Source organism: Sodaliphilus pleomorphus (genome assembly GCF_009676955.1).
Classification (GTDB): Bacteria; Bacteroidota; Bacteroidia; order Bacteroidales; family Muribaculaceae; genus Sodaliphilus; species Sodaliphilus pleomorphus.
Genome location: NZ_CP045696.1, coordinates 1,281,243 through 1,301,647 on the forward strand (window position 1 = coordinate 1,281,243; position 20,405 = coordinate 1,301,647).

Genomic DNA, 20,405 nt, shown 5'->3' on the forward strand with positions numbered 1-20,405 from the left:
GCACGGGCCACCTACCCATGCCCAGGTATACCCTTTTATTTTATAATCTTAACACAAAAAGCTTATGAAAAAAATCAATCTTTTGATTGCATTTGTCCTCACCCTGTTGGGAGTGTCGACGGCCTCGGCCGAGGTCTACAGTCCCTACACGGTCGACTTCAACACTGCAATTTCAACCAGCACCTACAGCTTCACGGTAGCAAAAGGGTGGGATCACATCCCCGACTACTACTTTGACAGCGAGAGCTACGACAGCTACTACCCCACCTACACCTACAGCAGCACCGGCGGCCGCAACGGCAGCGGAGCGCTCAAGGTCTCTGACCAGACCAATGTGGGCGAAGGGTGGTCGGGCGGCAAAACGACCGACCTGCTTGTGACGCCCTACATCAAGGGGAAATCGTCGATTTATGTAAAGAAGGCAGCCAACAACGGCACCATAGCCTTCTATAGCGTGAAACAGAGCAGCAACGGCACTCTGACCAAGGGCTCGACTATTGCAGTCACCCTGCCCGAGCTGTCGACAACCGACTATGTGAAAGTCGACATTCCGCGTCAAGACAGCGCCCGCATCGGCATCTATGCCAGCAATGTGTGGATCGACGACTTCGAGGCCGACTCGGCACTCATCACCAAGAAGCGTGCCTTGAAGCTGTCGCAGGTGATCAATGTGCTCTATCGCGGCTCGAGCACGGGCAATGAGGACGTTGACGCCAACGGCAACTTCGGCATGAAGTTCAAGGTGACCATTGCCAACCCGGGCGACGTCGACTTTGCCCCGGGCGACGAGGGCTACACCCTGAGCGTGCACAACTATGCCGACTCGGTAGTGGCCACCGTGCCCATCTCGCAGCCCCTGGCTGCCGGCGCAAAGCTCACCGACTATGAGCTGACGATAGAACTGCCCTATGCCAAGTATCCCAAGCGCGACCGCTACAATGTGTATGAAGACGTGAGCGGCACCTCGCAATACGGCGCATGGATTGAGCCAGTGCCCTACACGGCCGTGCCCAATGTGAGCGACGACAACGGCACCGTGGCCTCGGGCACCGAGCAGGCCTTCGGCATGCTCACGCAGCCTGTCACCAAGAACTACACCCTCTACAACCGCGGCGCTGCGCCCCTGCGCATCACAGCCATAGAGATTCCCGAGGGCTTCACCACGACGCTCGCCAAGAGCGACACTGTTGCTGCCCACCAGAGCAAAGACTTCAGCATCACCGCCACCAACACCGCAACGGGCATCCACTCGGGCAACATGGTGATCAAGACAGAGGGTGCCAGCGACTATGTGTTGCCGCTCTCGGCCACTGTGCTCGACACCACCAAGTTCTATGTCAACTTTGAAGACGGCAAGTTCCCCACAGGCTTCATTGTGGGCAAAAACTGGGCAGTGAAGCAACGCGACTACTCGACGTCGAGCAACGTCTACTTTGCCTCGTCGTCGCTGGTCGACGACACCAAGCTCATCACCCCCTTGCTCAAGGTAGCCGAGGGTGAGAAGATGAGCATCGATGTTGCACGCAACAACCCCAACAGCAAGGATTCACACATGAACGTGTACTACTCGCCCGACCGCAAGAACTGGACCCTGGCCAAGGCCATCAAGGCTGCCGAAATGTCGGACGACCTTGGCTCGACAGCCTCCTACCACTATAGTGCCCTCAAGACCTTTGTGATCGACAATGTTCCAGCCGGCAACTACTACATTGCCTTTGAGGCTGGCTACGCATCGGTCGACAACATCTATGGCTTTGAGCGCGTCGATGTAGACCACGACATGCTCTTCACCCAGGTGAAGATGCCGTCGGCAGGCATGGTCAACAACGTCTACACCGCCACTGCCACAGTCTTGAACAACAACACCAAGACCGAGCCGGCCGAGGGCTACAAGCTGGAGCTCATGGTCGACGGCAAGACGGTGGCTACCACCGCCTCGCAGACCCTGAAGACCGACAGCACCGCCACCTTCGACTTCGCTTTCACCCCCAACAAGGCTGGCAAGTACAACGCCGTGATTGTGCTCAAGGCAGGCGACTACGAGGTGGTGAGCGACACCGCCGAGGTCACCATCGCGCCCGAGACGGCAGGCTACGACGTGCAGGTGGGCAAAGTGGCTGCAACAAGCAATTCGGATGCCACCCCCATCAACGTGTACTACAAGCACAGTGTTTCTGATGTGATCTACACCCAGCAACTGCTTGAGGCCTCGGGCTTGAAGAAGGGCGACAAGATCACCCGCATCAGCTTCAAGGGCTACAACAAGAGCGGCGAGGTCTCGACCGACGTGCAGGCCTGGATAGGCAACAAGGCCGACTCCACCTATGCCTCAGGCTATGTCGTGCCCGACACGACAAGCCTCACCAAGATAGCCAACGAGAACCACACCGTGCCGCTCGTGGGCGATGACGACGACCACCAGGTGCTGCTGAGCATCGACATCCCCGAGGGCTTTGTCTACAACGGACAGAGCATACAGATGGTGATGGGCTCGGATCTGACCACGAACTACCAGCGTGCACAATTTGAATACTCCGCCGACAAGCCCAACGGCTACAGCAAGCGCAGCGACTCGCAGTTTAAATGGAGCGAGGCCAAAGCCACAAGCTACATGCCTGTGCCCTACTTCACCGTAGAGAAGCTACCCGCCACCCTGAGCGGCGTGGTATCGAGCCAGGCTGGAAACGTGAGCGGCGCCAAGGTGGAATTGCGCAACGGCGATGTGCTCTATGAGGCCGAGACCGATGCCGACGGACACTACACAATGGCTGTGGTGCAAAGCGACAAGCACTATGCCATGACAGTGACTGCCGACGGCTATGACACCTACACCGACTCGGTTGCATTTGAAACGATGAATGTAGAGAAGAATGTGGTGCTCACGCTCTCGCCCGACGTCATCGTGGTGCCCGAGTGCGGCTGGACTACCTACAGCAGCGACCACGCCATCTCGCTCGAGGGCAACCTCACGGCCGAGACCGACTTCACGGCCTATGCCGTTGTCGAGGTCACTCAAGAGGGTGCAGTCATCAAGCCCTACGACCGCAGCCTGGGCATCCCTGCCGGCACCGGCGTGATCATCAAGGCTCCTGCAGGCAGCTACACCTTCAAGCGCGACGTGAAGCAAGGCGGCAACAATGCACCTGCCAAGGCCGAGGGCAACGAGATGGTCAACCTGCTCAAGCCCACGGTGAACACCGCCGTCGAGGTGACCGCCAACGACAACGTTTATGTGTTCAACGCATTCTCTACCACCTCTGTTGTCGGCTTCGGCAAGGCCGCAACTGGCGATGTAGTGCCCGCCCACAGCGCCTACCTCACGATAAGCGACAGCAAGGCTCTCGACTTCTACCCGCTCATCGACGGCATCTCGACTGGCATTGTCGACATCAACGCTGCCAGTGGCACTATCGATGAGAACGCACCTGCCTATGACCTCATGGGTCGCCGTGTCGACGCCTCCTACAAGGGCATCGTGATACAAAAGGGCAAGAAGGTGCTGCGCAAGTAAGGCATCCTGTACAGCGCTTGCCGCAGCCACGCGGCAAGGCACACTGCAAGCTGCCCTTGGGACAATGGTTCCCAAGGGCAGCTTTTGTCACGTCATCCCCATTTATGACGACAGCAGCGGGCAAAAATCCCCCATTGTGGGGATAACGCAGCTTGGCAAGCAGTGCTACCTTTATAGGTGTAATAGGAAACAATGCAGTCAAGTTGCGAAATATTATTAGTAACTTTGCACCCGCAAACAGATCTGAAAGTAAAAGATGACACTCAACGAAATACCCAAAGGCTCCACCTGCACCGTCGAGGCAGTGGGTGGAAAGGGCGCCTTGCGCCAGCACTTCCTCGACATGGGAGTGATACCCGGCGTGGAAATGACACTGGTGAAATATGCCCCCATGGGCGATCCCATAGAGTTTGTGCTGCATGGCTACAGCCTGACCCTGCGCAAGGACGATGCAGCCAAGATTGAAGTGAAGCTGTGCCCCGACTGTGATGCCGGCATCGAGCACAGCCATGATGACGCCACTCCGGCAGTCGAGGATCACCCGGGCTATGGCGAGATGGGCTGGCAACACAACCGCGAGACCGAGCACCCCCTGCCCGAGGGCACCATGCTCACCTTTGCCCTTGCCGGCAACCAGAATTGCGGCAAGACCACCCTGTTCAACCAGCTCACCGGCGCCAATCAGCACGTGGGCAACTTCCCGGGAGTGACCGTCGACCAGAAGAGCGGCCCCATCAAGGGACACCCCGACACATCGGTGACCGACCTGCCTGGCATCTATTCGCTCTCGCCCTACACCAACGAGGAAATCGTGTCGCGCGAGTTCATCTTGAAAACCCACCCCAAGGGCATCATCAACATCGTCGATGCCACCAACATCGAGCGCAACCTGTATCTCACCATGCAGCTCATGGAGCTCAACGTGCCCATGGTGCTGGCACTGAACATGATGGACGAGGTGCGCAACAACGGGGGCACGATACGCATCAACGCCATGGAGCGAGAGCTGGGCCTGCCTGTGGTGCCCATCTCGGCAATGAAAAACGAGGGCGTCGACGAGCTCGTCGATCACGCCCTGCACGTGGCCAAGTACCAAGAGCCGCCCACTCGCCAGGACTTTTGCAGCCCCGACGACCACGGTGGGGCCGTGCACCGCTGCATCCATGCCGTGATGCACCTCATCGAGGACCACGCCAAGGCAGCCGACATACCCGTGCGCTTTGCTGCCAGCAAGGTGATAGAGGGCGACCATATCGTGATCAAAGCATTGAAACTGAGCGACAACGAGCAGCAGCTGCTCGACCACATCCTCAAGCAACTCGAGGCAGAGCGCGGTCTCGACCCGGCGGCAGCCATGGCCGACATGCGCTACGACTTCATCAACAAGGTGTGTGCCGGCACCGTGGTGAAACCCAAGGAGAGCAAGGAGCACAAGCGCAGCCGCGAGGTAGACAAGGTGCTCACCGGCCGCTGGACGGCCTTGCCCGTGTTTGTGGCCATCATGTGCCTCATCTTCTGGCTCACCTTCGACGTGATAGGGGGCAACCTGCAAGACCTGCTGCAAGCGCTCATCGACAAGTTCACCGTGGCAAGCGACAATGCCTTGCAGAGCTGGGGCATAAGCCACGTGGTGCGCTCGCTGGTGATCGACGGCGTGTATGCCGGCGTGGGCACGGTGCTCAGCTTCCTGCCCATCATCGTGACGCTGTTTCTTTTCCTCTCGCTACTCGAGGACAGCGGCTACATGGCCCGCATAGCCTTTGTGATGGACAAGCTACTGCGCAAGATAGGCCTCTCGGGACGCTCGATTGTGCCCCTGCTCATGGGCTTCGGATGCTCGGTGCCCAGCGTCATGGCCAGCCGCACGCTGCCCTCGGAGCGCGACCGCCGGCTCACGGTGATGCTCACCCCCTTCATGAGCTGCACAGCCAAGATAGCCATCTATGCCTTCTTCTGCAGCTACTTTTTCCCGAGCAACGCCGCACTGGTCATGATAAGCCTCTACCTGCTGGGCATCGTCAGCGGCATTGTGATTGCCCTGCTGCTCAAGCGCACCACCTTCAAGGGCGAGGCAGTGCCCTTTGTGATGGAGCTGCCCAACTACCGCATGCCCGGCTTGCGCTCGGTGCTGCAGCTGCTGTGGGACAAGACCAAGGACTTCATCGAGCGTGCATTCTCGGTCATCTTCATTGCCAGCATTGCCATCTGGTTTCTCCAGTCGTTCAGTTGGCAATTCGACATGGTCTCCGACTCGTCGCAGAGCATGCTGGCATCGATAGCAGGCTTCATTGCCCCGATATTCAAGCCGCTGGGCTTCGGCGACTGGAAGGTGACCACAGCGCTCATCACAGGCTTCATGGCCAAAGAGAGCGTGGTGAGCACCCTGCAAGTGCTCTTTGCCAGCAAGGGTGCCCTCATGGCCGTGCTCACACCGCTCACCGCCTATGTGCTACTGGTATTCTGCCTGCTCTACACGCCTTGTGTGGCCACCATTGCCACCGTCAAGCACGAGCTGGGCGGCAAGTGGGCCGCAGGCATCGTGTGCTTCCAGTGTGCCGTGGCATGGATTGTGGCATGGATTGTGAAACTGGCGCTCGGCCTGTTCTGGTAACCCTCATCACACTCACACACACCTCACGACTATGAATCTACAAAGCTGGATATTGCTTGCCGTGGTCGCAGCACTCGCCATTGCGACGGTGGTGCGGCTGCGGCGCAAGCACAAGGCCGCAGGCGGGGCATGCAGCTCGTGCAATGCCACGGGGTGCGCGCTGCGTGCCATCAAGGAGAAACAGGCCCGCAACAAGAAATAAAAATCGCTACATCGACGCGTCAAGCCAAAAAGTGGCACAAAAATTGCATTCTTCTCGATAACTATGATTATCTTTACTGCCAAAGCTGCCTCACCAAAGCAAAAGGCCAGCTACCGCAGAAAAGTACAATCAACAATTATCCAATCATAAAACAAAAAGACAGAAGACTATGAACGTGTTTGACAACGTCAATGCAGGCACAGGAGGCAGCAACCAGCAAGGCGCCTTCAAGCCAATGGGCAACAACGCCAGCCGCCTGGGGCTGGGCGGCATGAGCAAGGGATGCATGGGGCTGGGCTGTGTGGCCCTGGCCGTGATTGTGGTGCTTGTGGGCATCGTGGGCTGGGGCATAAGCCAGTACAACGGCCTCGTGACCCAGCAGCAAAATGTGGAAAAGGCTTGGAGCCAGGTCGAGAGCGACTACCAGCGCCGCGCCGACCTCATTCCCAACCTGGTGAACACCGTGAAGGGCTATGCCAAGCATGAGAAAGAGACCTACGAGGCCGTGACCACAGCCCGCGCCAGCGTGGGACAAGTGAAAATCGACGCCGCCAACCTCACCCAGGAGCAGCTGCAGCAATACCAGCAGGCCCAGGGCACGCTGGGTGCCGCGCTGGGCAAGCTCATCGCCGTGAGCGAGGCCTATCCCGAACTCAAGGCCAATGAGAACTTCATGGCCCTGCAGCAGCAACTCGAGGGCACCGAAAACCGCATCAACGTGTCGCGCAAGGACTTCAACAACGCTGCCCAGCAGTACAACACGCAGCTCAAGCGCTTCCCGGTCAACATCGTGGCCGGCATGTTCGGCTTCCAGGAGAAACCCTACTTCAAGGCTGCCGAGGGCGCCGACAAGGCTCCCACGGTGAACTTCGACTAACGCGCGCATCTCGTTTATTACTAAAACACATCTACCCACATGCCACTCACCGATTTCATCTCGACCGAAGGGCAGCAACGCATAGCCCGCGCCATTGCGCTTGCCGAGCAGCACACCTCGGGCGAGATATGCGTGCACGTCACGCCCAAGTGCCACGGCGACGCGATGGAGACCGCCAAGCGCAAGTTTCAAGAGCTGGGGCTGTGCAACACCCGGCGGCGCAACGCCGTGCTCATCTATGTCGCCTACATCGACCGCAAGTTTGCCATCCTGGGCGACAGCGGCATCGACAAGGCTGTGCCCCTCGACTTCTGGCACACCGAGAAAGAGACCCTGACCCGCTACCTGGCCGACCACCGCCAGGTCGACGGGCTGTGCGAGGTGGTGAAGCAGATAGGCGACAGCCTGGCTGCCTACTTCCCGGCCAGCCGGGAAGACATCAATGAACTGAGCAACGAAGTGACCTATGACGAAGATGACGATTAGACTCCTGCGCTGCCTGGCGCTGGCCGCATGCCTGCTGCTGGCCGCCGTGGCGCAAGCCGAGACGGTGAAGCTGCCCAGCCGCCCCGACCCGCCCCGGCTGGTCAACGACCTGGCCGGCGTGCTGGGCAACACACAGGCGCTCGAAGACACGCTCGAGGCCTTCAGCAACGCCACCTCCAACCAGATACTCGTGGTCACCGTCACCGACCTGCAGGACCTTGAGCCGTGGGACTATGCCGTGCAGCTGGGCCGCGCCTGGGGCGTGGGAGGCAAGAAGCACAACAACGGTGTGGTGATACTGATCAAGCCCAAAAACGACACGCCCGGCCGCGTCACCATCCAAGTGGGCTACGGCCTTGAGGGCGCCCTGCCCGACGCCTTCTGCTCCAAAATCATCGAGCGCGAGATGAAGCCCCGCTTCATCGCAGGCGACTACCTGGGCGGCGTGTGGAACGCCGTGCGGGTAATCATGCCGACAGCCAAGGGCGAGTACAACGAGGCGGCCTACAACAACGACCAGGACGGCAACGGCGGCGAGATTGCAGCAGTGGTCATCATCGCGTTTGTCATCATCTTTGTGTGGGCAATGAGCCGCACGGGCCGCGGGCGCGGCCGCAACAGCGGCTCGACAGGCACCTGGGGAGGCCCCATCATCTTCGGCGGCGGCGGGGGCGGCTTCGGGGGTGGTAGTGGCTTCAGTGGCGGCGGGGGCTTTGGTGGTTTCGGCGGCGGCAGCTTCGGCGGCGGCGGAGCCTCGGGCTCCTGGTAGCCGCCGCGCAGGCACACCGCCACCACTACTCGCCCACATGCGCGCAGGCACCGGCCGAGGGGGGGGGGGATTGCAGCCCGCCGCCGCCCGATGCCTGCGCGACGTTTTAGCCCAGCAGCGGCCCGTGACACGCAAATTGCCGACTATGAAGACCATGAATAGAATTTTGCTTTTAAAAATTTCAGAACTCAAATATTTTGTCGTATATTTGCAAGCTGTAAACTGACCCGTGTGCGGGTGCGGTAATGTTGCATCGAAAAAACTAAACAAAACAATAAATAATTGACACATGCAAACTAAAGGTTTTATTAAAGTTATAACCGTTGCATTGATTCTTATTTGTGCGTTCTACCTTTCGTTCTCGTTTGTGGCCAACCACTACGAGACCAAGGGCGAGGAGCAGGCCATGGCAATGGCCCACATCAGCAGCCCCGACATGTCGAACGACACCTATAAGAGGGCCTACAACGATTATATGAGCAAAATCGCCAAGCAGAAGGTGTGGCTGGGCTACTACACATTCCAGCAGGTGCGCGAGAAGCAACTCGGCCTGGGTCTGGACTTGAAGGGCGGTATGAACGTCACCCTGCAAATTTCGGTGCCCGACATTCTGAAAGCTCTGGCCAATCCCGCATCGCAAAACAAGAATTTCAACCAAGCAATCGCCTATGTCGAGAACAACCGCACGGCTCAAGACGAGTATGTGAAGTCGTTCTGCAACAAGCTGCAGCAACTCGACGGGGCAACGTATAAAGACCACTTGTATCAACTCTTCCGCAACGTGCAGAAGGTGAAAGACAACCCCAATGCCAATGCCAACCAAATCGAGAGCTACCTCACCGACGAGGTGAACTCGATGGTCGACAACAGCTACAAGGTGCTGCGCACTCGTATCGACAAGTTTGGCGTTGTGGCCCCCAACATCCAGAAGCTGCAAAGCACGGGCCGCATTCTGCTTGAGCTGCCTGGCATCAAGGAGCCCGAGCGCGTGAAGAAGCTGCTGCAAGGCACCGCCAACCTCGAGTTCTACGAGACCTACAAGTGGAGCGAGATCTCGGGCCAGTTCAACGACATGGTGCAAGCCGCCGACAACGGCGAGAGCCCTGTGGCTGCCAAGACCGACTCGACCGCCAAGGCCGACTCGACAATGACCGCCAAGGCCAAGCCGGCTGCCGCCAAGAGCAAAGTGAAATTTGGCCAGCTGCTGCAGATGTACGGCCGCGGCGACTACTGCGTGGTAGGCGTGGCTGCTGCCAAAGACACAATGGCCATTGACAAGGTCATCAAGGAATATGGCAGCAGGTTCCTGCCCACCGACTTGAAACTGCTGTGGACCGTGAAGGCCGACAAGATGCTGGGCGACCGCTTCGGCCTGATTGCCATCAAGACCGGACCGCAAGGCAAGGCACAGATGAACGGCGACGTGGTGACCCAGGCTCAAAGCGAATATGAGCAACTGAAGGGCCAGGTGGTGACCATGAAGATGAACGACGAGGGCGCACGCCAGTGGTCGCGCCTCACCGGTGCCAACGTCAACCGCCAGGTGGCCGTCGTGCTCGACGACCAAGTATATTCCTACCCCAACGTGAATGGCCAGATCGACGGCGGCAACACCGAGATTTCGGGTAACTTCACCGTCGAAGAGGCCAACGACCTTGCCAACGTGCTGCAATCGGGCAAGATGGTGGCACGCGTCAACATCGCCTCCGAGAGCGTGATAGGTCCCTCGCTGGGTCAGGAATCGATCAACAAGGGTATGATCTCGTTTGTGGTGGCACTGGTGCTGCTCATGATCATGATGATATCGGTCTACGGGTTGAAGGCTGGCAACATCGCCAACCTGGGTCTGATCCTCAACCTGTTCTTCACCTTTGGTATTCTGGCCTCGTTCCAGAGCGTGCTCACCCTGCCAGGCATCGCCGGTATCGTGCTCTCGCTGGGTATGGCTGTGGATGCCAACGTGCTTATCTTTGAGCGCTGCAAGGAAGAGCTGCGCAACGGCAAGAACCTGAAGGCCGCCGTCAAGGATGGCTACAGCAATGCCTTCTCGGCCATCTTCGATGGTAACTTGACCTCAATCATCACAGGCGTGATTCTGGCCTACCTGGGCACTGGCCCAATACGCGGTTTCGCCATCACGCTCATCATCGGTATCTGCTGCTCGTTCTTCACGGCAGTGTTTGCCACCCGCCTTGTGCTGGAGAACTTCGTCAACAAGAACCGCTTCGGCTTTGGCACGATGACCTTCACCACCAGCTGGGCCAAGAACTGGATGCAGAACACCAAGTTCGACTTCATAGGCAGCCGCAAGAAAGTGGGAGTCGTCGTTGCTGCAGTAGTTGTGGTAGTGATAGCACTCTTTGCCACACTGGGTCTGAGCCTGGGTATCGACTTCTCGGGCGGCCGCAACTATGTGGTGCAATTCAGCCACCCGGTGTCGACCACCGAGATACAGGAGCAACTCACCCCGCTGCTGGGTACCAACGGCAGCACAGTCTCGGTCATCACCATCGACAACAACACCAAGGTGCGTGTGTCGACCAACTATAAGATTGCAAGCAACGACTCGACCGTCGACAACGAAATCATGAAGAAGCTCTACCAGGGCATGAAGCCCCAGCTGGGCAACATGACCTACGACCAGTTCAGCGTGAGCGACGAGACGCAGGGTGTGGTTTCGCAAGACGTTGTGGGTCCTGCCATCGCAAGCGACATGGCATGGGGTGCAACATGGGCAGTGATCCTGTCGATCATCGCCATGGGTCTCTACATCTTGCTGCGATTCCGCAACGTGGCCTTCTCGCTTGGTGCCATGGCTGCTGTGGCCCTCACGGCATTCATCGTCATCGGGTCGTTTACACTGCACGGCTTGTTCCCCTTCTCGATGGAGATTGACCAGACCTTCATCGCCGCAATCCTGACGGTGATTGGTTACCAGATCAACGATACGGTGGTGGTCTTCGACCGTGTGCGCGAGTATCGCCGCCTGTTCCCGAAGCAAGACGAGAAGCTGCGCTTCAACAACGCTCTGAACTCGACGCTGTCGCGTACGATGATGACCTCGCTCTCGACCCTGCTCGTGCTGCTTGTCATCTTCTTCCTGGGCGGCGAGTCGATACGTGCCTTCAACTTCGCAATGATACTGGGTGTCGTCATCGGCACATTCTGCTCGCTCTTTGTTGCATCGCCCATTGCCTACCTGCTTGTGGGCAAGAAGAACAAGGGCCTCGACGCAGCTGCCAAATGATGCTGAATAAATAATAAAACGATCACAATATATCTACCCACAAGGGCGGCCTTGCACACCGAGTTGCAAGGCCGCCCTTCTTGTAGGCATCACAGTGCCCAGGCAAAAAAAGGGAAGAAAGTGCAAAACAACGAAAAAAATTACATTTTTTCACGTCGCACTCCCATTTTTTTGTAGTACCTTTGCCAGCACGTGAAAACGTCGCAATCGATTTAATACACATTACCTATAATATAAACTGAACTAACAAAAGAAAACATTTCAAGAAATGTCAACACTTACCATTGCGATTGTAATCGTGTTTATCATCGGCTATGCAGGCATAGCTCTTGAGAGCGTGACAAAAGTGAACAAGGCAGCGGTGGCACTGCTCATGTTTGTGGCTTGCTGGACACTCTACATGGTGTCGCCCGAATCGTATGTACCCGGGGCCGGCGGCATGGACGCCTCGTCGCTGCTGTCCAAGGTGAACAGTATCATCGAGGAGCACTTGGGCAGCACGGCCACTACCCTGTTTTTCCTGATGGGTGCCATGACCATCGTCGAGATTGTGGACCAGAACGGCGGCTTCAACTTTGTGCGCAACGCACTCAGGACCAAGAGCAAGCGCAAGCTCATGTGGCGCATTGTGCTGCTCACGTTCTTCTTGAGTGCCATACTCGACAACATGACCACAAGCATTGTGATGGTGATGGTGCTGAACAAGCTCGTGGCCAATCGTCACGACCGCATGACATTTGCCTCGCTGGTGATCATTGCAGCCAACTCGGGCGGTGCTTTCTCGCCCATAGGCGACGTGACCACCATCATGCTGTGGAACAAGAGCCTCATCACCTCGCAAGGCGTGATAACCGAGATATTCATTCCCTCGCTGGTGTCGGCGCTCATCCCGGCCCTCATCCTTGAGTTCACCCTCAAGGGCGAGCTCGACACCCACGACAACACCGTATCGGCCGATGCACAGGACTTCACAAGCTGCCAGCGCAAGATCATCTTTGTGCTGGGTGTGGGCGGCCTGTGCTTTGTACCCATCTTCAAGGCACTCACCAATCTGCCCCCGTTTGTGGGCATCCTGCTGGTGCTGGGCATCTTGTGGCTCACTACCGAGATCTTCTACCGCAAGGTGGGCAAGAGCAAGAGCGGCTGGTCGCGCCGCGTGTCGAACGTGTTGAGGAATATCGACATGAGCACCATACTCTTCTTCTTGGGCATACTCATGGCTGTGAGCTGCCTTGAGGAGGTGGGCGTGCTCAACACTGCCGGCCGATGGCTTAACGATGTGTCAAACGGCAATCACTATATCGTGACCGGTGCAATAGGCGTGGTCTCGAGCATTGTCGACAACGTGCCGCTGGTGGCAGGCTGCATGGGCATGTACACCAACCTGGTGGGCGACTTTGCCTGCGACGGCCTCTTCTGGCAGCTGCTGGCCTACTGCGCCGGCGTGGGCGGCTCCATCCTCATCATAGGCTCGGCCGCCGGCGTGGTGGTGATGGGCCTGGAGAAGATAAGCTTCGGGTGGTATATGAAGCACGTGAGCTGGCTGGCCCTGGCAGGCTACTTTGCCGGCATGCTGTGCTACTTTGCCATCAACACCTTCTTGCGCGGCTACCAGCTGTAGTGCTCGCGGGCAAGACGACAAGCACGGCAGGCAAGCTCGGTCGCATGTGGCGACAGGGCTTGCCTGCTGCCGTTGTGGGCTGGCACGCGCGGTGGGCAATGAAGCCCCCTCTCCCCCGTAATGGCGAGATTGAGCGATTTAGCAACGCGACGCGCATTTTGTTTTGGGAAAATCATAGTTTTGGCTTATCTTTGCACCACAATCGAGAAGTCTCCATAGTTCAATGGATAGAACGAAGGTTTCCTAAACCTTAAATCAGAGTTCGATTCTCTGTGGAGATACTGCTCCCTCTGGCTGCCTGTCGACTCGACAAGCAGCCAGTGTTTTTTTTTATATGTTGCAAGTAGAAGCCGCAGCCGCCCCCCGGCAGCGCCGAGAAGATGCATAGCATCAGCGGCGGTTCTTTTGGTAGTCGGTATACTTGTTGCCGCTGTAGGTGTTGCGGCCGAAGCCGGTAGAGTTGAACTCGTCGTCGTTGTCCTGGTTTTCGTCGCCAGTGGAGTTTTTCTTCTTTTCGAGCGAGTCTTTTTTCACCTCGGGCTTGTTGCGCTTGATTTTGTCGGGCTTCTGCAGGTCGAGGGCCACCTCATAGATGTTCCACGACTCCTCCATGCCCCAGCTCTTGCGCACCTTGAGCTTGGCCGGCCAGGGGAAGTAGTACACCTCTTCGGGCTGGAGATGACGGGCATAGTCGCCGGCATCCCACTTGCCGTTGCCGTTGCTGTCGATGACGAGGCGGGCATAGTACTGGGCAGGCACCAGGTTGTCGAAGCGCACCGTGCCTTGTTGCACGCGTGCCGTGCGCACCACCTTCTCGCTGCCATCGAGCAGCTCTACAAAGGCCTTGTCGCCCGAGTTGACGTGAAGCACGATGTAGCCGTACTCGTCGAGCGAGCGCACGCTGAAATTGAACTGGGCCGAGTCGTTGACATAGTTGTAGATGCTTGCGACCGCAGCCGAGTCGACGGTGAGCCGGTACACGCCCTCAGGCTCGAGGCGCATGGGCACGGTGTAGTGCAAGATGTCGTAGGGGCCGGCCACCTGCAAGCCAGGCGTGGCGACGGCGCTCCAGGTGCTGTCGACGGGATCCATGACGTCGAGCCTGATGCGGCTCTGGTCGATGTGCTTAACGGGGGTGTCGAAGTCGAAGGCAATAGAGTCGGTCACCTCGAGCATGCTGCCCTTGGTTGCCATAGCCATCTTGAAGGTGGTCGCAGCCTTCTCGTGCTCCTTCTTCCTGATGGCAGCCATGTTGAGGTCGACCTCGGTAGGGTCTTTGCCGGCAGCAACGAGCTTGTCGCGCTGCTCTTGCAGGCGACGCAGGTCCTTCTCCATGTTTTCCTTTTCCTTGGCCTCCTCCTTGAGGCGCTTGAGCTCGGCCGTCGACTTCTTGAGCACAAAGTTTACGGTGTCGTGAGCCTGAGCGGTCACGCCGTCGGGGCCGGTCTTGTCGTAATAGAGGTCGACCATGATGCTGTCGCTCTTGATGAGCGAGGAGTCGGTGAGCCAGTACACACAAGAGTCGTTGGTCGCACGCGATTGCAGGCAGTACCAGTCCTTGTCGTGCACGGCGGGGCTCAGGATGTCGAGGCGCGGCGGCGTGCACGGGCCCGACACCTGCACCAGCAGCTTGTTGCGGCCCAGGCGCTCGGTCTTCTTGAGATAAAGCGGCGTGTAGCGCTCGTTGAACATGCTGAGCAGTAAGTTGTTGGGCAAGTACTCGGTGTGGTGACCGGTAAACACCGTGTCGACGCGGCGGTCGAAGGTGAACACCGTGTCCTGCGAGGTGAAGCGGGCCACACGAGGCACTACAATGCTGTCGATGAAGGCATAGTCCTCGTTGCGGCTCATCATGTAGTTGTTGTCGAGGTCGTTGAGTGCAAACACGTGGTAGCGCCCAGGCTTGAGGTTGCGAATGGTGAACTGGCCCTTGTCGTTGGTGCGGCTTATGCGCTCGAGGGGCACAGTGGTGAAGGCCGAGTCGGCCAGGTTGCTCTGCAAGCCCACCACCACACCCTGCATGGGCTCGAGGTCGCTGGCCCGCAACACAATGCCCGACACCTGCAGCGTGTCGATGCTGTCGCCCGTAGAGAAGGCAAAGCTGTAGTTCTCGAGGCGGTTGCCCTCGTTGTTGTCTTGCACAGCGTCGCTGAAGTCGATGGTATAGGTGGTGTTGGGCAGCAGCGGGTCGTTAAACTCCACGGTCACAGTCTTGCCCAGGCTCTTGATGGTGGGCTGATTTTTCTGGGCTGGCGACACCACCACCTTCTTCTGCTGGTCGTTGAGGGTTACCACCTCGTCGAAGTTGATTTTCACCTTGTTGCCCTTGAAATTGACGGTACCGGGTTTGGGATCGCTCTTGGTCACTGCCGGCGGCGTGTAGTCGCGCGGGCCACCCTCGGGCGAGCCAATGCTGGCACACGACCACAGGAGCAATCCTGCGGCCAGGGCGAGAAGCACATATGTGAGTCGTCGCAATCTCATCGTTCAAGCCGCAAAGTTACTAAAAAGCTCAAAGATAAAACAAGACGGCTCTGTATTTTTTTGGCACAGCAGTGCTGCGCGCGCCGCAAAATGAGCGAGGGGCGCTGTCAGGGCGAGACCACGTTGACGGGCTTGCCGGCAAGGTAAGCCTTGAGATTGGCCGTGACCACGTCGAGCAGGCGCACGCGGGCCTCCTTGCTTGCCCAGGCAATGTGGGGCGTAATGTAGCAATTGTCGACAGCCAGCAGGGGGTTGTCGGCAGCCGGAGGCTCCTTGCTCATGACGTCGATACCGGCAGCCATGAGCTGGCCGCTCTTGAGCGCCTGGGCCAGGGCAGCCTCGTCGACAAGCGGGCCGCGGGCGGTGTTGATGAGCATAGCCGTGGGCTTCATGAGCTTGAGCCGCCGGGCGTCGACCATGTTGCGGGTCGAGGCATTGAGCGGGCAGTGCAGCGTGACCACGTCGCTGGTGGCAAAGAGGCTGTCGAGCTCGACCTTGGCCACGCCTGCGGGCAGCGCCTGCTGCGGCTTGCTGGTGAAGGCCTGCACCCGCATGTCCATGGCCAGGGCAATGCGTGCCACAGCCTGGCCTATGTGTCCCAGCCCCACGATACCCATCGTCTTGCCCGCGAGCTCGATAATGGGCGTGTTCACATAGGTGAAATCGGCACAGTGGCACCACTTGCCGGCGTGCACCTCCTGGGAGTAGTGCTGCACGCTGTCGCACATGTTGAGCAGGTGGGCAAACACGAGCTGTGCCACCGAGGCGGTGCTGTAGGCCGGCACGTTGGTCACCGTGATGCCGTGCTGGCTGGCGGCATCGATATCGACCACATTGAAGCCAGTGGCCATCACACCTATATATTTCAACTTGGGCAGCGCCTCAATCTCCTTGCGGTGCAGGGGCACCTTGTTGGTAAGCACCGCCTCGGCATCGCGGGCGCGGTCGATGACCAGCTCGGGAGCCGTGCGGTCGTAGATGTCGCAATCGCCCAGTTTCCTCACCTCGTCCCACGACAAGTCGCCGGGATTGCCTGCATAGGCATCAAGTACTACAATTTTCATGTTTTCAAGAATCGGTTAAATTGTTGACAATGGTTTCTCTTAAGGAACAAAGATAACAAAAAAGAACGAAAAGAATCGAAATAAAACAGCCGGGCTTTATCATTTTTTTACAATATATTTAAACAAATGTGAAATCATTGTTGTAAATTTGCAGTGTTTAAGAGTTTATACTTAGCAGTTTACCAATTGCCGTAGTTATATAAACCAAAAATGAGACGTAAAACTACTTGCTTTTGTTTCATACAACAACATTGACACAGCGCAAGTGAGGATTCACTTGCAATACCAAAGAATACAGTAAACGACAAGAAGATGAAAAAAACCGAATTGAAATCAAGCCGAAAGAACATCGTCGTCAAGGCCGTTGCTCTCTCAGCGCTCGCGCTTTTCTCACCATCGATCACACTGGCACGGCCTGTGCTCAGTACCGCTCCCGCAGCGGCAGCATCGGGTCAGGAGCAAGTGACTGGTGTAGTAAAGGACTCTAAAGGAGAACCTATCATTGGAGCCTCGGTCAAAATCGCAGGATCGACCCTGGGAGTAGCCACCGACATCAACGGCAAGTTCACCCTCAACGCTCCGGCAGGGAGCAAGCTGGTGATCACATCCATTGGCTACAAAACCGTGACAGCAGCAGCTGGCAGCGACCTCAACATCACCATGGCCGACGACAGCCAGATGCTCGACGAGGTTGTAGCCATTGGCTATGGTGCACAGGCCAAGAAGAAAGACTTGTCGGCATCGGTGGGCGTGATAAGCAACCCCACCGAGCTTGCCGTGCGCCCGGTGGCCAGCACCGAGGGCATGATGCAAGGCCAGATACCGGGCGTGACCATTGAGTCGAACGGCGGCGACCCCACCGCTGCGCCCAGCGTCGTGATACGCGGCCAGGGCTCGCGCAACGGCGACAACGTGCTTTGGGTAGTCGACGGCGTGCCGGGGGCTCCCATTGCCTCGCTCGACGACATCGAGAGCATCGTCGTGCTCAAGGATGCCGCCTCGGCAGCCATCTACGGCGCCCAGTCGGGAGCCGGCGGCGTCATCCTGGTCACCACCAAGAAGGCCAAGGAAGGCAACACCACACTCAGCTACAGCGGCACCTTCGGGGTGCGCAAGGCCTACAACCTGCCCCGCGGGCTCACTGCCGAAGAAGAAATCCAGATGCGCACCACCTCCTATGCCAACGCCGGCCTCACCCTGCCCGACGGCTGGAACACGGCCAAGAACCCCTGGGTGGCCACCACACGCACCAACTGGATGGACGAAGTATTCCGCACAGCCATGTACCAGCGCCACAACGTGGCCCTCAACATGGGCACCGCCAACTTTGCCAACCGCATCTCGTTCAACTACGACAAAGACAATGGCGTGCTGCGCGACACCTACAACAAGAACCTGGCCTTGCACTACGACGGCAAGTACCAGCTCAACAAGTGGGTGAGCGTGAGCGAGAACTTCACTTGGAAAAACAACGAGAACCGCACGGGCAACACCAGCAGCCCCTACAACGGCGTGATCATGAACGCTCTGTACATGCCCAGCAGCGCCACGGTGTATAGCGAGTTTACTCCTGGCGGCTACGGCGGCACCACCACCGAGGATCCCGCCTATATTGCACAATACGGCAGCAACTTTGCCGACATTCACGGCGACGCCATCAACCCCGTGCGCCTGCTCGAGGCCTACAACGAGTACAACCGCACGAGCGACACCTGGACCACCACGTCGCTCGAGGTGGGCAACGTGGTGCCCGGCTTGAAATTTGTGAGCCGCTTCACCTACAACGTGACCAACTACAACGACAAGACCTTTGTGCCCAAGCGCGAAGAGGTGGGCAAGCCCTACCTGACCAACGAGTATACCAACTACAACTACCGCACCGACAGGTGGAAGACCGAGAACACGCTCACCTACGACAACACATTCGGGCAGCACACCGTGGGCCTGCTGGCCTCGACCACGGCCGACCATTATGCCACCCGCGGTCTCAACGTCGATGCCAAAGACTTCAGCGACGAGTCCAAGTTTCTGCAATACCTGGCATGGGCTGGCTCGCAGTCGGCCAGCGACTACCTCACAGGCCCCGATGCCAACGTCTCTCTCATAGGCCGTGCCGCCTACTCCTATGCCGACCGCTACTTCCTCACGGCATCGTTCCGCCGCGACTACGCCGGCCGCCTGCCCAAGAAGCACAACCACGGCGACTTCCCCGCCTTCACGGCAGCCTGGAAGATAAGCAACGAGGCCTTCTTCCCCCAAAACGACATCGTGACCCTGCTCAAGCTGCGTGGCTCGTGGGGCCGCATAGGCAATCTGGGCTCGATAGGCTACAACTACAAGTCGGCCGTGCTGAGCTACGGCGTAACCACCGAGAAAGCCCTCTACGGCACCTCGGGCACACTGTGGGGCACCCGCGTGTGGAACTCTGATGCCGTCAATTCCAAACTCACCTGGGAGACCTCGGAGCAGTTTGACCTGGGCCTCGACATCAACATGCTGAGCGACCGCCTGGCCATGACGCTCGACTGGTTTGAGAAGAAAACCTACAACTTGATACAGACCCAGACCATGTACTGGCCCAGCACCATAGGCGTCGACGCCATGCTGGTGAACCAGGGCAGCGTGCGCAACCGCGGCATCGAGTTTGCAGCCTCGTGGCGCGACAAGGTGGGCAACGACATCTCCTACTGGGTGAACGGCAACTTTGCCTGGCTCAAGAACTGGGTGAAGAGCACCGGCGTGACCGACAGCGAGGGCAACCCCGGCGTGTGGACCGGCGACGGCAGCTGGCGCATGATACCCTATGTGTACCAAACCGCCCAGGGCGAGCCCCTGAACTCGTTCTACCTCATCAAGAGCCTGGGCATCTTCCAGAGCGATGAGGAAGCTGCCAACTACAAGGACGCCAATGGCAAACGCATCCAGCCCAACGCAGTGGCCGGCGACCTCAAGTTTGAGGACAAGAACGGCGACGGCAAGATAAGCGACGCCGACCGCCAGTACTGCGGCAACGCAACGCCCAAGTGGACCTATGCCTTCGGCGGCGGCATCACATGGAAAGACCTCACCGTGAGCGTGATGTTCCAGGGCGTGGGCAAGGCTCAGGCTCTGAACGTGGCCAAGAGCATGACCGTGGGCGACGTGGAAGGCAACTTCAACCGTTCGGCCGAGATACTCAAGGCCTGGAGCCCCACCAACACCGGCAGCGACATACCTCGCCTGTCGAAGAACGACCCCAACGGCAACTTCTCGACGGCCTCGACCTGGTTTCTCGAGGACGCCTCCTACTTCCGCTTGAAGAACTTCACCATCAACTACGACATCACCAAGCTCATACGCAAGTGGCAGCACCTGAACGACCGCAGCAGCCGCATGTCGGTATTCTTCTCGGGCGACAATGTGTTTACCGTGACCAACTACACAGGCATCGACCCTGAGTGCGGCGGCTATGACACGATGAAGTACCCGGTGTCGCGTGCCTTCTCATTCGGCGTGAGACTGACCTATTAACACAAAACGTGACACCACAACAA

Annotated in this window: 11 protein-coding genes and 1 tRNA gene; 10 read left to right on the forward strand and 2 right to left on the reverse strand. The window is 58.1% G+C overall.

Going from position 1 to position 20,405, the window contains the following annotated elements; all coding sequences use genetic code 11:
- Positions 1-64: 64 nt before the first annotated feature.
- From GF423_RS05230 to GF423_RS05270, 9 genes are all read left to right on the forward strand, one after another.
- Positions 65-3,511: a carboxypeptidase regulatory-like domain-containing protein gene (locus GF423_RS05230; RefSeq protein WP_154327360.1), complete on the forward strand. Its 3,447-nt coding sequence runs from the start codon at positions 65-67 to the stop codon at positions 3,509-3,511.
- A 256-nt stretch (positions 3,512-3,767) separates the two neighbouring features.
- The gene (feoB, locus tag GF423_RS05235; RefSeq protein WP_154327361.1) at positions 3,768-6,122 is read left to right on the forward strand and encodes a ferrous iron transport protein B; all 2,355 of its coding nucleotides are present in this window, start codon (positions 3,768-3,770) and stop codon (positions 6,120-6,122) included.
- Between the two features lie 31 nt (positions 6,123-6,153).
- Complete coding sequence (locus tag GF423_RS05240) at positions 6,154-6,324, forward strand: FeoB-associated Cys-rich membrane protein (RefSeq protein WP_154327362.1); 171 nt, start codon at positions 6,154-6,156, stop codon at positions 6,322-6,324.
- Positions 6,325-6,610: 286 nt separating this feature from the next.
- On the forward strand, positions 6,611-7,201 hold the full coding sequence (locus tag GF423_RS05245) for a LemA family protein (RefSeq protein ID WP_154328984.1): 591 nt from the start codon (positions 6,611-6,613) through the stop codon (positions 7,199-7,201).
- 39 nt (positions 7,202-7,240) lie between these two features.
- Positions 7,241-7,687, forward strand: a complete 447-nt coding sequence (locus GF423_RS05250; RefSeq protein WP_154327363.1) for a TPM domain-containing protein — start codon at positions 7,241-7,243, stop codon at positions 7,685-7,687.
- Positions 7,677-8,456, forward strand: a complete 780-nt coding sequence (locus GF423_RS05255) for a TPM domain-containing protein (RefSeq protein ID WP_206113394.1) — start codon at positions 7,677-7,679, stop codon at positions 8,454-8,456. Before GF423_RS05250 ends, GF423_RS05255 begins: the two co-directional genes overlap by 11 nt.
- A 289-nt stretch (positions 8,457-8,745) precedes the next feature.
- Complete coding sequence (secDF, locus tag GF423_RS05260) at positions 8,746-11,703, forward strand: protein translocase subunit SecDF (RefSeq protein ID WP_154327365.1); 2,958 nt, start codon at positions 8,746-8,748, stop codon at positions 11,701-11,703.
- Between the two features lie 268 nt (positions 11,704-11,971).
- Positions 11,972-13,324, forward strand: a complete 1,353-nt coding sequence (gene nhaD / locus GF423_RS05265; RefSeq protein WP_154327366.1) for a sodium:proton antiporter NhaD — start codon at positions 11,972-11,974, stop codon at positions 13,322-13,324.
- Positions 13,325-13,533: 209 nt separating this feature from the next.
- Positions 13,534-13,605: transfer RNA gene (locus GF423_RS05270), tRNA-Arg, on the forward strand.
- Between the two features lie 109 nt (positions 13,606-13,714).
- On the opposite strand, the gene GF423_RS05275 is transcribed toward GF423_RS05270, so the two are convergent.
- On the reverse strand, positions 13,715-15,808 hold the full coding sequence (locus GF423_RS05275; protein WP_154327367.1) for an Ig-like domain-containing protein: 2,094 nt from the start codon (positions 15,806-15,808) through the stop codon (positions 13,715-13,717).
- A gap of 107 nt (positions 15,809-15,915) precedes the next feature.
- Positions 15,916-16,872: a D-2-hydroxyacid dehydrogenase gene (locus GF423_RS05280; protein WP_154327368.1), complete on the reverse strand. Its 957-nt coding sequence runs from the start codon at positions 16,870-16,872 to the stop codon at positions 15,916-15,918.
- Between the two features lie 312 nt (positions 16,873-17,184).
- Here GF423_RS05280 and GF423_RS05285 point away from each other — a divergent pair, with 312 nt between their 5' ends.
- Entirely contained in the window at positions 17,185-20,382 is a 3,198-nt protein-coding gene (locus tag GF423_RS05285; protein ID WP_154327369.1) for a SusC/RagA family TonB-linked outer membrane protein, read from the forward strand.
- Positions 20,383-20,405 lie beyond the last annotated feature (23 nt).

Bases quoted from the DNA above. Each gene is read 5' to 3' on its own strand.
- GF423_RS05230 (WP_154327360.1), top strand. From the start codon at position 65: ATGAAAAAAATCAATCTTTTGATTGCATTTGTCCTCACCCTGTTGGGA.
- GF423_RS05240 (WP_154327362.1), top strand. From the start codon at position 6,154: ATGAATCTACAAAGCTGGATATTGCTTGCCGTGGTCGCAGCACTCGCC.
- GF423_RS05280 (WP_154327368.1), bottom strand. From the start codon at position 16,872: ATGAAAATTGTAGTACTTGATGCCTATGCAGGCAATCCCGGCGACTTG.
- GF423_RS05255 (WP_206113394.1), top strand. From the start codon at position 7,677: ATGACGATTAGACTCCTGCGCTGCCTGGCGCTGGCCGCATGCCTGCTG.
- GF423_RS05275 (WP_154327367.1), bottom strand. From the start codon at position 15,808: ATGAGATTGCGACGACTCACATATGTGCTTCTCGCCCTGGCCGCAGGA.
- GF423_RS05250 (WP_154327363.1), top strand. From the start codon at position 7,241: ATGCCACTCACCGATTTCATCTCGACCGAAGGGCAGCAACGCATAGCC.
- secDF (WP_154327365.1), top strand. From the start codon at position 8,746: ATGCAAACTAAAGGTTTTATTAAAGTTATAACCGTTGCATTGATTCTT.
- GF423_RS05285 (WP_154327369.1), top strand. From the start codon at position 17,185: ATGAAAAAAACCGAATTGAAATCAAGCCGAAAGAACATCGTCGTCAAG.
- feoB (WP_154327361.1), top strand. From the start codon at position 3,768: ATGACACTCAACGAAATACCCAAAGGCTCCACCTGCACCGTCGAGGCA.
- nhaD (WP_154327366.1), top strand. From the start codon at position 11,972: ATGTCAACACTTACCATTGCGATTGTAATCGTGTTTATCATCGGCTAT.
- GF423_RS05245 (WP_154328984.1), top strand. From the start codon at position 6,611: ATGGGGCTGGGCTGTGTGGCCCTGGCCGTGATTGTGGTGCTTGTGGGC.